This window comes from Pseudomonas sp. SWRI154, from assembly GCF_014268645.1.
Classification (GTDB): Bacteria; Pseudomonadota; Gammaproteobacteria; order Pseudomonadales; family Pseudomonadaceae; genus Aquipseudomonas; species Aquipseudomonas marvdashtae.
This window is the reverse complement of the sequence record NZ_JABWQW010000028.1, coordinates 1-14,846: the sequence shown is the minus strand read 5'-3', so window position 1 is coordinate 14,846 and position 14,846 is coordinate 1. Positions and strand designations below refer to the sequence as shown.

12 protein-coding genes are annotated in these 14,846 nt (G+C 62.6%); 5 read left to right on the top strand and 7 right to left on the bottom strand.

Annotation, left to right across the window (positions count from 1 at the left end; all coding sequences use genetic code 11):
• Position 1 precedes the first annotated feature (1 nt).
• Together ptrR and HU806_RS26675 are read left to right on the top strand one after the other, a co-directional pair.
• The gene (gene ptrR, locus HU806_RS21120; protein WP_186614024.1) at positions 2 to 895 is read left to right on the top strand and encodes a putrescine utilization regulator PtrR; all 894 of its coding nucleotides are present in this window, start codon (positions 2 to 4) and stop codon (positions 893 to 895) included.
• Between the two features lie 139 nt (positions 896 to 1,034).
• Complete coding sequence (locus HU806_RS26675; RefSeq protein WP_256222727.1) at positions 1,035 to 1,163, top strand: PA1414 family protein; 129 nt, start codon at positions 1,035 to 1,037, stop codon at positions 1,161 to 1,163.
• Between the two features lie 153 nt (positions 1,164 to 1,316).
• Here HU806_RS26675 and HU806_RS21115 read toward each other — a convergent pair whose 3' ends face one another.
• The 4 genes from HU806_RS21115 to speB all read right to left on the bottom strand — a co-directional run bounded on the left by HU806_RS21115 (position 1,317) and on the right by speB (position 5,833).
• A complete protein-coding gene (locus HU806_RS21115; protein ID WP_186614022.1) occupies positions 1,317 to 2,705 on the bottom strand; it encodes a sodium:solute symporter family protein in 1,389 nt (462 codons plus the stop codon).
• A gap of 203 nt (positions 2,706 to 2,908) precedes the next feature.
• Positions 2,909 to 4,414: a cytosine permease gene (locus HU806_RS21110; RefSeq protein WP_186614139.1), complete on the bottom strand. Its 1,506-nt coding sequence runs from the start codon at positions 4,412 to 4,414 to the stop codon at positions 2,909 to 2,911.
• A gap of 51 nt (positions 4,415 to 4,465) precedes the next feature.
• A complete protein-coding gene (locus HU806_RS21105; protein ID WP_186614020.1) occupies positions 4,466 to 4,873 on the bottom strand; it encodes a YybH family protein in 408 nt (135 codons plus the stop codon).
• Between the two features lie 9 nt (positions 4,874 to 4,882).
• Entirely contained in the window at positions 4,883 to 5,833 is a 951-nt protein-coding gene (speB, locus tag HU806_RS21100) for an agmatinase (protein WP_186614018.1), read from the bottom strand.
• Positions 5,834 to 6,169: 336 nt separating this feature from the next.
• Between speB and HU806_RS21095 the strand changes: the two genes are divergently transcribed.
• Together HU806_RS21095 and HU806_RS21090 are read left to right on the top strand one after the other, a co-directional pair.
• Positions 6,170 to 7,063 carry a LysR family transcriptional regulator gene (locus HU806_RS21095; RefSeq protein ID WP_003184133.1) on the top strand — a complete coding sequence of 298 codons (894 nt, stop codon included), beginning with the start codon at positions 6,170 to 6,172 and terminating at the stop codon, positions 7,061 to 7,063.
• Positions 7,064 to 7,065: 2 nt separating this feature from the next.
• The gene (locus HU806_RS21090) at positions 7,066 to 7,659 is read left to right on the top strand and encodes a tRNA-uridine aminocarboxypropyltransferase (protein WP_186614016.1); all 594 of its coding nucleotides are present in this window, start codon (positions 7,066 to 7,068) and stop codon (positions 7,657 to 7,659) included.
• A 35-nt stretch (positions 7,660 to 7,694) separates the two neighbouring features.
• Here the strand turns inward: HU806_RS21090 and HU806_RS21085 are convergent, their stop codons facing one another.
• The 3 genes from HU806_RS21085 to HU806_RS21075 form a co-directional block, all read right to left on the bottom strand.
• A complete protein-coding gene (locus tag HU806_RS21085) occupies positions 7,695 to 9,059 on the bottom strand; it encodes an HlyD family type I secretion periplasmic adaptor subunit (protein WP_186614014.1) in 1,365 nt (454 codons plus the stop codon).
• A 195-nt stretch (positions 9,060 to 9,254) separates the two neighbouring features.
• The gene (locus HU806_RS21080) at positions 9,255 to 11,414 is read right to left on the bottom strand and encodes a type I secretion system permease/ATPase (RefSeq protein ID WP_186614012.1); all 2,160 of its coding nucleotides are present in this window, start codon (positions 11,412 to 11,414) and stop codon (positions 9,255 to 9,257) included.
• 19 nt (positions 11,415 to 11,433) lie between these two features.
• A complete protein-coding gene (locus HU806_RS21075) occupies positions 11,434 to 12,792 on the bottom strand; it encodes a TolC family outer membrane protein (protein WP_186614010.1) in 1,359 nt (452 codons plus the stop codon).
• A 451-nt stretch (positions 12,793 to 13,243) separates the two neighbouring features.
• Between HU806_RS21075 and HU806_RS21070 the strand changes: the two genes are divergently transcribed.
• A partial coding sequence (locus HU806_RS21070) for a retention module-containing protein (protein ID WP_186614008.1) occupies positions 13,244 to 14,846 on the top strand: 1,603 nt, incomplete at its 3' end.

Here is a 14,846-nt window from a genome sequence, read left to right as displayed (position 1 = left end):
CGTGGAGTTTAGCCAGTTACGGATTTTCCAGGCGGTGGCCGAAGAAGGTTCCATCACCCGAGCGGCAGAACGCCTGCACCGGGTGCCGTCGAACCTTTCGACCCGGCTCAAGCAGCTCGAAGAGCAGTTGGGCGTCGACCTTTTCCTGCGTGAGCGTCAGCGTTTGCAGTTATCGCCTGCGGGAAAAGTCCTGTTGGACTATGCGATCAAGCTGTTCGCCCTGCACGACGAGGCCCATGCGGCGGTGCAGGGCGGTCAGCCGGCCGGGGATTTTGTGTTGGGCACCATGTACAGCACGGCGGCGACGCATTTGCCTGACCTGCTGGCCGGTTATCACCGGGCTTACCCGGCGGTGAACCTGCAAGTGCAGTCGGGGCCGAGTGGAGAATTGTTGGAAGGCTTGCTCACCAATCGCCTCGATGCGGCATTGGTAGACGGCCCACTGGAGCTGGCGGGGCTGGATGGCGTGCCGTTGTGCAACGAGCGGCTGGTGCTGATCACCGAGGCCGATCATCCGCCGGTGCGCAGTGCGCTGGATGTCCAGGGTCGCGCGGTGTTCACGTTCCGGCGCGGCTGTTCCTACCGGATGCGCTTGGAAGCCTGGTTTGCCCATGATCACGCAACCATGGGCCGGGCGATGGAGATTGAGTCGTACCAGGGGATGCTGGCTTGCGTGATTGCCGGGTCCGGGGTGGCGTTGATGTCCGAGTCGATGCTCGCCAGCCTGCCAGGCCGGGAACGGGTGACGATGCATCCATTGGCCGAGCCGTTTGCCAGCGCAACGACTTGGTTGATGTGGCGCAAAGGCATGGTCGGCGCCAACTTGAACGCCTGGATGGAATTGCAACAACAAGCCTGGCCGCGCGCGCCAATGATCACGGCGCAATCGGCTTGAACTCCCAGGCTGGGATTTGGATCAATTCAGTAACAGATCATTGCAATCTGTAACGAGCATTGCGTAGGACTTCGGACTATTATCAGTGTGAAGGGGCCACAGAAATCTGCCGCTCGCACCACCCTGAGGGGGCACCACGATGAAAGAGAAAATCCAGAACTGGCTTCACGACTTGGGTGTCGCGCTCGGCCTGATCGAACCGCCGATGCAGCCGATACCGATCCGCACCGACGACGAGCAACGCCGCCGCCAGCCGCGCCGCCGGTAAACCCACCTATTTTGGAGAGATCGCAGTCTCGGGCTGTTTCAATTGAAACAGCCCGAGACTGCGATCTTTTTTGTTTCGATGGACTGATGCAGGAAAAAAAGGGGCATGGCCACCGACGCCATGCCCCTCGAAGAAACCTTTGCTACTGCTTGATCAAGCGGCCTTCGCCACCACATTCGAACGTGGCGACAACAGGCTCACCAGCACAAAACTCACCAGCGCCACGCTCAGGCTGTAGTAGATCGGCGTGTTCGCATCCAGGCCGTCCTTGAACATGAAGAACAGCGCGGTCAGGAAGCCCAGCGACATGCTAGTGATTGCCCCGGCCGTGGTGGCGCGTTTCCAATAGATCGCGCCGATCAGCGGGATCAGCATGCCGCCCACCAGCAGGTTGTAAGCCAGGGTCAGGGCGCTGATCACGTCGCTGACCACCAGGGCGATGCCCAGCACCACCACACCCAGCAGCAAGGTCGCGATGCGGTTTTCGTGGACGTCGCCGTCGCCGCTTTCTCGACCCTGGCGCAGACGCGGCAACAGGTCCTGGACCACCGTTGTGGACGCTGCCAGCAGGCCCGCCGCGGCGGTGGACATCAGCGCCGCCAGCGCTGCGGCGATTACCAGCCCGCGAATGCCATTGGGCAGGCTGGTCTGCACCACGCTGGCGAAGGCGTTATTGACGTTTTCCAGGTCCGGCAGCAACACCTTGGCGGCCATGCCGATCAGCGCACCGGCCAAGCCGTAGAGCACGCAATAAAGGCCGGCGGCAGTGCCGGCGACTTTCGCCACGCGTTCGCTGCGAGCGGTGAACACCCGTTGCCAGATGTCCTGGCCGATGAAGATGCCGAAGAAGTAGATCAGGAAGTAAGTGAGGATCGTGTCCCAGCCGATCGCGGTGAAATCGAAATAACGCGCCGGCAACGCCGCTACCATCGCATCCCAGCCGCCGGCGTCGACGATGGACATCGGCATCAGCAGGAACACCAGGCCAACGGTCATGATCAAAAATTGCACGATGTCGGTCAGCGTCAGCGACCACATGCCACCGATGGTGGAATACAGCACCACGACACCGCCGCCCACCAGGATCGAAGCCCAGAAGGGCAGGCCGAACAGCACTTGCATCACCGTGCCGATGGCGATGGTCGAGGTCGCCCCGATCATCAGCGCATACACCAGCATGATCAGCGCACTGGCGTGACGAGCCGCCGGGTTGTAGCGGCGCTCCAGCACTTGGGTCACGGTGTAGATCTTCAGTTTGAGCAGCGGCTTGGCCAGGAACAGGCTCAGGCCGACGATGCCCAGGCCGATCGCGCCGCACAGCCAGAAGCCGGAAATGCCATGGACGTAGCCCAGGCGTACGGTGCCGATGGTCGATGCGCCGCCCAGCACGGTCGCGGCCATGGTGCCCAGGTAGAAACCCGGGCCGAGGTTGCGCCCGGCGACCAGATAGTCGTCACGCGTCTTGGCGCGGCGCATGCCATACCAGCCCAGGGCGATCATGCCGGCGGCGTAGATGAGAACGACGATTAAATCCAAAGCCATGATGGCGTGTCTCCGATTGTCTTTTTTTATGTGGGACAAGGCTGCTGGCGCTGACACCGCAGCCTCAGTGCGAACGGGCTTTCGTGGCGAGGGAGCTTGCTCCCGCTCGACTGCGCAGCAGTCGCCGCTTTTCAAGTCAGAAAACCTGGGGGTCGCTGCGCAACCCAGCGGGAGCAAGCTCCCTCGCCACGGGAATTGGTCAGTCAGGCGGCCTGTCGCAGTTCTGACGGGTTGAGCGGATCAGTGCTCCGCGCATCCCCCGGCCCATACACCGCCGCCGGCTCTGGAAACAGCCCCAGCAACGCCAGGTACACCACCGACGCCAGGCCCAGGGTCACCGGCAGGCTGATGTCGATCCCGCCGGCCAGTTCGCCCAATGGCCCGACGAATTGCCCTGGCAGGTTGACGAAGCACAGCCCCACCAATGCGCTGGGAATCCACGCCCCGAGGCCCCGCCAGTTCCAACCGTGGCTGAACCAGTAGCGCCCACCGGTTTCGCCGCGGGTGAACACCTGCAAGTCCTCCGGGCAGTAGAAGCCGCGGCGCACCAGCAGGCCGATGATCATGATCACCATCCACGGCGTGGTACAGGTGATGATCAGCACCGCGAAGGTCGAGACGCTCTGCACCAGGTTTGCCGCGAAGCGCCCGATGAAGATGAAGGCGATCGACAGCACGCCGATCAGCAGCGTTGCCTTGACCCGCGACAGTAACCGAGGGAATACGCTGGACATGTCCAACCCGGTGCCATACAGCGAGGTGGTGCCGGTGGACATGCCACCGATCACCGCGATCAGGCACACCGGCAGGAAGAACCACCCCGGCGACACTGCCAGCAGCCCGCCCACGTAGTTGTTGGCCGCAATATAGTCCGGTGCCTTGATCGCCACGATGGTGGCGGTGGCAAGGCCGAACAGGAACGGAATCAGCGTGGCCAACTGGGCAGCGATCACCGCCAGCATGATGCGCGGCTTCGGCGTATTTCGCGGGATGTAGCGCGACCAATCGCCCAGGAATGCGCCGAAGGAAATCGGGTTGCTCATGGCCACCAGCGCTGCGCCGATGAAAGCGGCGTAGAAGCCCGGCTGGCCGAGGCTGACCGTGCCGGCGAACTGGCTGTCGAAGTTCGGCGCGAAGGCGAATATGCCCAGCAGGAACAATAGGCTGGCGGCCCATACGGCGATGCGATTGACCCACAGCATGAAGCGGAAGCCGTAGATGCACACCGTCAACACCAGCAGGGCGAACAGGCCGTAGGCCAAGCCCAGGCTGAGGTCGGTTTCCGGCACGCCGATCAAGCGCTTGGCGCCGCCGATCAATGCATCGCCCGAACTCCACACCGACAGCGAGAAAAACGCGATGGCGGTCAGCAGCGAGAGGAACGAGCCAACAATCCGCCCGTGCACGCCGAAGTGCGCACCGGAAGACACCGCGTTGTTGGTGCCGTTGAGCGGGCCAAACAGGCCCATCGGCGCGAGGATGATCGAACCCACCAACACCCCAAGCACAATCGCCCAGGCACCGGCCTGGAATGACAGGCCGAACAGCACCGGGAAACTGCCGAGCACGGCGGTGGCAAAGGTATTGGCGCCGCCGAAGATCAGGCGAAACAGATCGCCCGGACCGGCGGTTCGTTCATGGTCGGGGATCTGTTCGACCCCGTTGGTTTCAATCTGCGTAAGGCTTTTATCGTTATTGTTATTCATGATCTGCTCCGATCATCGAGGCGCACTCATCGCACGTGAGCGCTGCCTGCTTGGCTAAGGGGGTGGCAGCCCTTCCGGCATTGCGGACAAATGTTCATGACAGGCCAGCCATAGGCCTTGTTGTTCTTGGCGAAACACAATGGTTTCGCGCTCCTGGCTAATGTAAAGCTCCCCTTGCATGCGCAGCTCGGTGGCCACGTCATGGATGAAAATCGCCACGTCTCCTTGCAGGCTGACGAAGGCGTTGCTCGAGGTGCAGTTCAGCACCTCGAAGCCATCCTCGGACCGCCAGCGATCCCACAAGGCCTGGTAGGCATCGCGGGACAACAAAGGCTGTTCGAGGGTGTAGAACACAAAGCTCGCATCGGCCGCGAACGCGCCGAAGTAAGCGTCGCGGTCATTGCGGGCGAAGGCCGACACCAGTTGCGCGGCGGCCTTGAGCACTTGATCCTGATCGTTCATGGCGGCGCCTCAGCGATGGACCACGCCCGGCAGTACGCAGAGCATCTCGTACAGCAGGTTGGCGCCCAGCAGCGAGGTGTTGCCGGTGGTGTCATACGGCGGCGAGACTTCTACCAGATCGCAGCCGACCAGGTCGAGGCCCTGGCAACCACGGACAATTTCGATGGCCTGGATGGTGGTCAGGCCGCCGATTTCCGGGGTGCCGGTGCCCGGAGCCCAGGCCGGATCGATGCCGTCGATGTCGAAACTCAGGTACACCGGGCCGCCGCCAACTTTCTCGCGCACTTCGGCCATCAGCGGTGCCAGGGATTTGTGCCAGCACTCTTCGGCCTGGACCACGCGGAAGCCCTGGTTGCGGCTCCAGTTGAAATCGTCGGCGGTGTAGCCCTGGGCGCGCAGGCCGATCTGCACAACGCGGTCGCAATCGAGCAGGCCTTCTTCCACGGCGCGGCGGAAGGTGGTGCCGTGGGCGATTTTCTCGCCGAACATGTGATCGTTCACATCGGCATGGGCGTCGATGTGCACCAGGCCGACCTTGCTGTGCTTCTTATGGATCGCCCGCAGGATCGGCAGGGTGATGGTATGGTCGCCGCCCAGGGTCAGGGGGATGACGTTGTGTTCGAGAATCTTGTGGTACGACTCTTCGATGATCCGCACCGCGTCCAGCAGATTGAAGGTGTTGATCGCCACGTCGCCAATGTCCGCCACCGCCAGCGAGTCGAATGGCGCGGCGCCGGTGGCCATGTTGTAGGGGCGGATCATCACGGATTCGGCGCGGATTTCGCGGGGCCCGAAACGGGTGCCGGCGCGCAGGGAGGTGCCGATGTCCAGCGGTACGCCGACGAACGCAGCGTCGAGGCCGGCAGCGGTTTGCAGATGGGGGAGTCGCATCATGGTGGCGATGCCGCCGAAGCGCGGCATTTCGTTGCCGCCCAGTGGTTGGTGAAGAATCTTGTCCACGGGTAGGGCCTCATCGTTTGTTTTATTTATCAGGGGCCGATTCTGCGAAAAGCTTTTGCGGTGAAGAATCGCTGGCGGCAAATACTTAGTTCAGATTTTTCTAAACTAATGGCGGACGGGGCGATAGACTCCGCAGTAATGCAATTCCGGGGGATATGAACACCCCCTGTGGCGAGGGAGCTTGCTCCCGCTCGATGGCGCAGCCATCGCAAAACCAGCCGACGCGGTCCGTCTGATGCGTCGAGGTGAATGGTTTGGGGCTGCTTCGCGGCCCAGCGGGAGCAAGCTCCCTCGCCACAAGAGCGCTACAAACCCCTGAGTAATTTGGAGACCCCAATGGCCAACGCTCTACCCGACCTGAAACTGCTGCGCATTTTTGTCAGCGTGGTCCGGCATCAGGGGTTTGCCAATGCCCAGCACGAGCTCAACCTGTCCACCTCGGCTATCAGCACTTACATGAGCCAGCTCGAATCGGCCCTGGGCCTGGTGCTCTGCCATCGCGGGCGGGGCGGGTTCAGCCTGACCAGCAAGGGCGAGTTGTTCCATCAGGAAACCCTGCGCCTGTTGGGCGAACTCGAAGGGTTCGAGCAGTACGCCGCAGCGCTCAAGGGCGAACTGCGCGGCACGCTGAACCTCGGCGTGATCGATTCCACCGTCAGCGACAAGGCCCTGCCGTTTGCCGAAGCCATCGGCGCCTACAGCCAGGAACATCCGGCGGTGCATTTGCACTTGTCCGTCATGAGTCCTTACGAACTGCAACTCGGCGTCCAGGACAATCGCCTGGACCTGGCCATCGGCGCGTTCTCCACGCGCATGAGCGGCCTCGTCTACATGCCGCTGTACCGCGAGCAGCACTGGCTGTATTGCAGCAACCGCCACCCGCTGTTCAACGAGCGGCGCATTCCCGAGCAAGTCATCACCCAGCAACGCATGGTCGGGCGTGGTTACTGGAGCCAGGCCGAACTGGCTCGCCATGGCTTCAAACACAGCGCGGCGACGGTGGAGAGCATGGAAGCCCAGTTGATCCTGGTGCTGTCCGGTGCTTATGTTGGTTATTTGCCCGAGCATTACGCCCAGGCCTGGGTCGACAAGGGCGACTTGCGCGTGCTGCTGCCGGCGACGTTCGGCTATCAGGCACCGTTTTCGATGATCGTGCGCCGTGGCCGCAGCCGCGAGCCGTTGATCCAGACCTTCCGTGACTTGCTCAAAGCGCAACTGAATCAGGCATGACCATGTCCAGAATCCAATGCCCGCGTTGTCTCCGGCCGCAAAGCCACTGCCTGTGCCCGCTGATCCCCAGCCTCGACAGCCGGACCCAGGTCTTGTTGTTGCAGCACCCCAGCGAGGTGAGCCACGCCTTGAATACTGCCCGGTTGGCGGCGTTGGGGCTCAATAATGCCGAATTGATCGTGGGCGAGGTGTTCGCGGATTTGCCCAGGCTGCTCAACCAACCGGGTTATCAGGCGCGGTTGTTGTTTCCTGCTGACGATGCGCAGCCGATGCAAGCCTATGGCCCGAGCGATGACCCGCTGCTATTGGTCGTCCCCGACGGCACCTGGCGCAAGGCGCGCAAGCTGCTGCATATGAATCCATTGCTGGCGGCATTGCCAAGGGTGACCCTGGCCGAGGGTGGCGTGTCCCGCTACCGTTTGCGCAAGGCGCCAGGGCCGGGGGCGTTGTCGACGGTGGAGGCGATTGTCCAGGCGCTGCAAACCCTTGAAGCACCGGCGAGCTTCGAGTTGTTGCTGAAGCCGTTCGAGGCGTTGATCGAAGGGCAGATTGCGGCGATGGGGGAAGAGACCTACCAAAAGAACCATGGCGGTTAGAAGCTCCCTCGCCACGGAGTTGAGTTGAATGCGGATCAGCGTTCGCGCATCGCCTCGGTCCGCGCCTTCAACACCGGTTTGAGCAAGTAATCCAAGACACTTTTCTCCCCGGTGATGATATCCACCGTCGCCACCATCCCTGGAATGATCAGCAGCGGTTTCGCATCGCCGCCCAAGTGATTTTTGTCGGTGCGCACCTGGATCAGGTAGAAGCTGTTGCCCTTGTCGTCGGTGATGGTGTCGGCGCCGATCAGTTCGAGCTTGGCGCTCAGGCCGCCATAAATCGTGTAGTCGTAGGCGCTGAACTTGACCATGGCTTTCTGGCCTGGATGGAGGAACGCAACGTCCTGGGGACGGACCTTGGCTTCGATCAGCAGGTTGTCTTCCAGAGGCACGATTTCGATCATGTCGCTGCCCGGCTGGACCACGCCGCCGATGGTGTTGACCTTGAGCTGCTTGATCACCCCATGCACGGGCGAGACCACGGTGGTGCGGGTGACACGGTCATCGATGGCGATGCTCGAGGCGGTGATTTTCGACAGCTCGGTGCGTTTCTCGTTGAGTTCCTTCGCCGCGTCGGAGCGGAAGGACTGTTCCGATTCATCGATCTTGCTCTTGATCTCGTTGATCGCCGATTCGGCCCGGGGGATTGCCAAGGTCGTGGCGTTGAGCGAGCCGCGGATTTCCACCGCGCTGCGCTTGAGCCGCAGGATTTCTACTGGCGAAACCGCCCCGGTGCGCACCAGCGGCGCCGACATGTTCATCTCTTCTTGCAGCAGGCCCAGGGCCGAGCTGAACTGGCTTTGCTTGGAGCGAAACTCCGCGAGTTCCTGGGTCTTCTGCCGCAGTTGTTCAGTCAGGGTGCGTTGCTCGCTGGCCAGGCGTCGCTGGCGTTGCTCATGCAACGAGCGCTCGTCTTCGGCCACTTGCGGCGCCTTGGCGATCACCTCGGCCGACAGCTTGAAGGGACGGCCTTCTGCCTCGGCCGACAAGCGTTCGACCTGGGCCGTCAGGGCATAACGATCGGCCTCGCTCTCGCCCTTGTTCGAAAGAAACCGCGTATCGTCCAGGCGCAGCAGGGTATCGCCCTTGTTCACCATCTGGCCTTCGCGCGCAAAAATCTCGGTGACGATGCCGCCCTCCAGATTCTGGATCACCTGGATCTTGCTCGATGGGATGGCTTTGCCCTCACCCGTGGTGACTTCTTGCAGCACCGCCAGTTTGGCCCAGACCAGCCCGGTCACGATCAGCCCGGCAGCCAGCCACACGGTGACCCGCGAGCGACGGGGCGAATCCTGCAGCGTGGCGCTGGCGGTTTCCGGCATGAACTCGCTTTCGGCGCTTTTGCTGAAACTGCCGAAGTAGCTGCGGGCGGCTGAATCGGGTGTTTGAGCGGACATGGGGCGGTACCCGTTGGTTAAATGAAAAGAGCTGGGTGCTGCTTTTTGTGGCGAGGGAGCTTGCTCCCGCTCGGCGGCGAAGCCGTCGTAAACCTGCCGACGCGGTCTGCCTGACACAACCGGGTGAATGGCCTTGGGGCTGCTTCGCAGTCCAGCGGGAGCAAGCTCTCTCGCCACAGGGGGATGTGTCGGCAGCTATACCGCCGCGGAGCCCACCCGTCCCTTGCGCAGCGCATCGATCACCGCTTCCTTCGGCCCATCCGCCACGATTCGCCCGTTATCCAGCACCACCAAGCGGTCCACCAGACTCAGCATTGAGGTGCGGTGGGTGACCAACAGCACGGTCTTGCCCTGGACATGGGTGTGAAGTTTCTGCCGCAAGGTATCTTCGCTGCTGTTGTCCATGGCGCTGGTGGGCTCGTCCAGCAACAGGATCGGCGGATCGAGCAGCAGCGCGCGGGCCAGCAGCACGGCCTGGCGCTGGCCACCGGAGAGCAACTGCCCGCGCTCGCCCACCGGGCGGTCGAAACCTTGTGGATGCTGGCGGGCCAGTTCGGTAACGCCGGTCAGCTCCGCCACTTCCAGCATGCGCGCGTCGCTGATATAGCGGGCGCCGAGGGTGAGGTTGTCGCGCAGGCTGCCGGCCAGCAGCGGCAGGTCATGGGCGACATAGCCGATCTGCTGCCGCAAGTCGGCGACGTCCAGTTGCCGCAAATCCAGCCCATCGAGCAGCAGTTGGCCTTCCTCCGGTGCGTAAAAACCCATCACCAGGCGCGCCAGGGTGCTTTTGCCCGAGCCGCTGCGGCCGATGATCCCGACCCGTTCGCCAGCCTTGAGGCTGAAGCTGATGTCGGCCAGCGCCGGGGTGTCCTGGCCGTTGTAGTGGAAGGTCACGCCGCTGACGTCCAGGGCGCCCTGCAACTGAGTGCGGTCCAGCGGGCGCTGTTTGGCATCGCGCTCCTGGGGCAACGCCATCAGGGCATCGGTGCTGCGCATGGTGAGCTGGGCTTGCTGATAGCGGGTAATCAGCCCGGCGATCTGGCCCAGCGGCGCCAGCACGCGGCTGCCGAGCATGTAGGTCGCCACCAGCGCGCCGACGCTGAGGTTGCCGGCGATGATGCTGTAGACGCCGGCGACGATGGTCGCCATGCCCGCCAGTTGCTGCAGAAAGAGGGTGCCATTGGTTGCCAGCGCCGACAGGTTGCGCGCATGGCTGTCGAGGCGGGTGAGGGCGCCGTGGGTGCTTTCCCATTGATGCTGGCGCTCGCTTTCGGCGCTGCAGGCCTTGAGGGTTTCCAGGCCGCCGAGGGTTTCGATCAGCAGTGCCTGGCGCTGGGCGCCGAGGGCCAGGCTTTTCTGCACGGTGTCGCGCAGGCGGGCCTGGATGATCATGGCGAAGACAATGGTGATTGGAAACGCCACCACTGGAATCACCACCAGCCAGCCGCCGAGCAGGCCGATCACCACCAGCATCAGCAGGGCGAAGGGCAGGTCGATCAGGCTGGTGAGGGTCACGGCGGTGAGGAATTCGCGCAGGCCCTGGAAGTCGTGGATGCTCTGGGCGAATCCGCCGATGGTCACGGGCTTGGCTTTCATCGCCATGCCGGTGATGCGTTCGAACAGGGTGGCGGAGAGAATTACATCGGTTTTCTTGCCGGCGGTGTCCAGCAGATGGGCGCGAACCACCCGCAGTACCAATTCGAACCCGGTGCCGATCAGCAGCCCCACGGCCAGTACCCATAGCGTCGACGTAGCCTGGTTCGGTACCACGCGGTCGTAGGTCTGCATGACGAACAGCGGCACCATCAGGCCCAGCAGGTTGATCAGGAAACTTGCCAGGATTGCGTCGCTGTACAACCAGCGCGACAGTTTCAACGTGTCGCGAAACCATGCCTCGACCCGCGGCACCAAGGGCGCGCGCAGGTCTTCGAGTTCATGGCGTGGCCGGGCGAAGAGTGCCTGGCCACTGTAGTCGGCGGTCAGTTCCTGGCGACTGACCCATTGCTCGCCGCCATCGGCTTCGCTGGGCAGGATCAGCGCCTGGCCGTCCTCGCCCCAGCGCCGCAGTATCGCGCAGCGACCTCCTGCCAGGATCAGCATGACCGGCAAGTTGAGCGCGGAAATATCGTTCAGGTCGCGACGCAACAGTCGCGCCTGCAAACTGGCCCGGGCCGCTGCGCGAGGCAGCAGGTCCAGGCTCAAGCGTTGGTGCGCCATAGGCAGCCCGGCGCTGAGGCTGGCGCGACTGACGGTCGCGCCATGGAGTTTGCAGAGGATCAACAGACCGTCCAGCAAGGGATCATCGAAGTTCAGGCGCGGGTCGGCGCCGGGGATTACCGGTTCCATGCGGGTCATGCTGATCACTCCCACTGGATTACTTCAGTTCCGGCAACCGCGCCTGGTTCTGGACCTCGGTTTGGGCGACCGCGTCGGCTGGCAGCACGATCCGTTGTTTTTGCAGCAGCAGGCCCATGTTCGCCAGCACCCGGTACATCGAGTATTCCTCGGTGTAGCGCACCTCGGTGTAGCGACGGTTGGCGTTGTACAGCTCGTTTTCACTGTCGAGCAGATCGAGCAGGGTCCGCTGGCCGAGGCCAAACTGATCCTGATAGGCGGCGCGCACACGGGCGGTGGTGTCGGCGTACTCGCGGGCGGTCGGGGTCTGCTTGCGGGCATTGAGCATCGCGTTCCAGGCCAGGCGCGTGTCTTCATTGAGCTGGCGCAAGGCGTTGTTGCGAATGTCCATGGCCTGGTTGATCTGATGGGCGTTCGAGGCCAGCCGCGCCTTGTCGCTGCCGCCGCGGAACAGGTTGTAATTCATCACCACGCCGAGCCGCCAGTTGTTGTCATGGCCCTCTTCACCGCCGAGGTTGTTGTTGGCGCCCACCGCCGCTTCGGCATCGAAGCGCGGGTAGAAAGGCGACTTCGCCACTTCGTACTGGCTCTCGGCGGACTGCACCTCGGCCTGTGCCGATTTCAGGTAAGGGTTGTTGTCGACCATGCTTTGCTGGGCTTCGCGCAGGTCGGCGGGAAGTTCGCCTTTGGTCGAGGGCGGCGCTTCCAGCTCATCGGGCATGCGCCCGACCACGCTGTAGAAGTTCGCCTCGGCATCGGCGAGGTCGACTTGGGCGGTGTCGTAGTTGTTTTCCGCCAGGGCGCGACGGGCATTGGACTGGTCGGAGTCGGCGGTGCTGCCAACGCCCCGCTCGGTGCGCAGGCCGATCTGATCGTTGACCCGCAGGTGCGCTTGCAGATTGTTCTTGGCCAGGGTCACCAGTTCGCGACGCTTGAGCACTTCCAGATACACCTCGATGGTGCGCAGGGCCAGGTCCTGGGCGGTGCCCTGGGCGTAATAGGCTCGGGAGTTGACCACGCCTTTGGTGCGCTCCACTTCATTGGCGGTGTTGAAACCGTCAAAAATCATCTGCCGCAGGCGCAGCTCCGACTGGGTGTAGGTCAGGATGTTGGTGTGGTGGTTGCCCAATGCCCGGGTGTTGGTGTTATCGCTGTAGCCGCGGCCATAACCGGCGTTCAAATCCAACGATGGGAAAAAGCCCCCCCTGGCGACCTTGACGTCTTCATTGGCCGACAAACGGCTGTCCACCCGTTGCGCCAGTTCGGGGTGGGTCGCGATGGTGCTCTGGATCGCTTCGGTCACGGACATGGCCTGTACCTGAGAAGAGCAGGCCATGGCCAGTAAAACCGCGCTGTAGAGGGGAGTAAGAACGCGCATGGGGAGCATCTCCTGAGGTCTGTTGTGCTTCGTTGTCGCCAGAATATTGACGTTTAAAAGATCAAAACCGTTTCAACCTTGTAACAACACAGCTAAGAACATCCTGAGGAAAACCTAAGAAGAATTTCTCATAAGCTTTATGCCGAAAAAAACTTATGTGCTCTGAGAAATCCAGCACATTGTTCAAAGCGAAAGCCGCGGAAGATAAGGGTTCTGACGACTTTTAGGCGTCAATAAAAAGTTCCATACAAATTTTGAAACATAGTGAAGGCGTGCAAAAAGGTTGAGCGGAGAGGTGGTTTTAAGCGACAGTTTTTTGTCATTGTGGCGAAAGGCTAGCGCTTTGGACCTTCGCGAAAGCTGGCAGATTTTCCAGATTCTGACGGTAACCTGAGCACGCATTCTTCACCCAGACAGGTGCCGACTGCGGTTGGCAGCGGAGGGAATGCACATGGCAGCGCTCATCGGTACCGTCAGCAAGGTGGTCGGGCAGGTTTTCGCGGAGGCTGCCGGTGGGCTGCGGCGCCCCCTGGTCGAAGGCGATCGGCTGTATGCCGGCGAACATCTGATCACCGGGGCCGAAGGCGCAGTGGCCGTGCATTTGCAAAACGGCCAGGAATTGACTCTGGGCCGCGAGAGCAACCTGAGCCTGACCCCGCAATTGCTCGCCAACCAGGCGCCTCATGTCGACACGCCTGACAGCGCGGCGCCGACCGATGCGCAACTGACCGATGTGCAAAAGCTGCAGCAGGCCATCGCCGCCGGTGCCGACCCGACCCAGACGGGCGAGGCCACGGCTGCGGGCGCCGAGGGTGGCAACCCGGGCGGAGTGGGCGGCGGGCACAGCTTTGTATTGCTGGAAGAAGTCGCCGGGGAGGTTGATCCGCTCATCGGCTTTCCAACCGCCGGCTTCAACGGGATACCGGAGTTTCCCCAGCTGGAATTGGCCGCTGAGCCGGATGGCGACGGCGACGACGCTGCCGTACCGCCGGTAACGCCCGAGACGCCGGATAATCCCGTCACCCTCGACGGCCTGACCGTCGATGGCGGCGAACTGACCGCCCACGAGGCCAGCCTCGCCGACGGCACGGCGAGCAACCCAGGCGCCTTGGTACAAAGCGGTACGTTCACCCTCTCGGCCCCCGACGGCCTGAGCAGCCTGAGCATTGGCGGCCTCAGCGTGATTGCCGGAGGCGTGCCCACGGGTTTCCCGCAATCCATCACCTCGGCACTGGGCAATACGCTGACCATCACCGGCTATAACCCCGCGACTGGCGTGGTCAGCTACAGCTACACCCTGACCGACAATGAAACCCATCCGACGGGCGACGGTGCCAACAGCATCAGTGAGCAATTTCCCGTGGTGGCGGTCGATACCGACGGTGATACGGCCACCGGCACCCTGGACGTCAACATCACCGACGACGTGCCCCAGGCAATCGATGACAGCCACGCCAGCACCGCATCGGAAACGCTCGTCAGCCTCACCGGCAACGTCTTGCCCAATGATCATCAGGGCGCGGATCGCATTCCCACCGGCCCAGACAGCGGCCCGATCATCGGCGGCACCTTCACCGGCACCTACGGGACGTTGGTCCTCAACCCCAACGGCACGTATACCTACACGCTGAACACCAGCGACCCGCAATTCGTCGCGTTGCACGGCGGCGGCAGCGGCACTGAAACCTTCACCTACACCCTGACCGACGCCGATGGCGACACCAGCACCGCGGACCTGGTGCTGCAAGTCCATAACAACGACGACCCGGTGATCATCACCGGTCTCGACACCGACGGCGGCGAGCTGACGGTGCAAGAGAAAAACCTCGACGACGGCAGCAGCCCCGACGCTTCGGCGTTGACCCAGAGCGGCACCTTTACCGTGACTGCGCTGGACGGCGTGCAAACCCTGAGCGTCGGCGGTATCAACGTGGTCAGCGGTGGCGTCGCCGCCGGTTTCCCACAATCGATCACCACCGCGCTGGGCAACACGCTGACCATCACTGGCTTCAACGCCGCCACTGGCGTGGTCAGCTACAGCTACACCTTGCTCG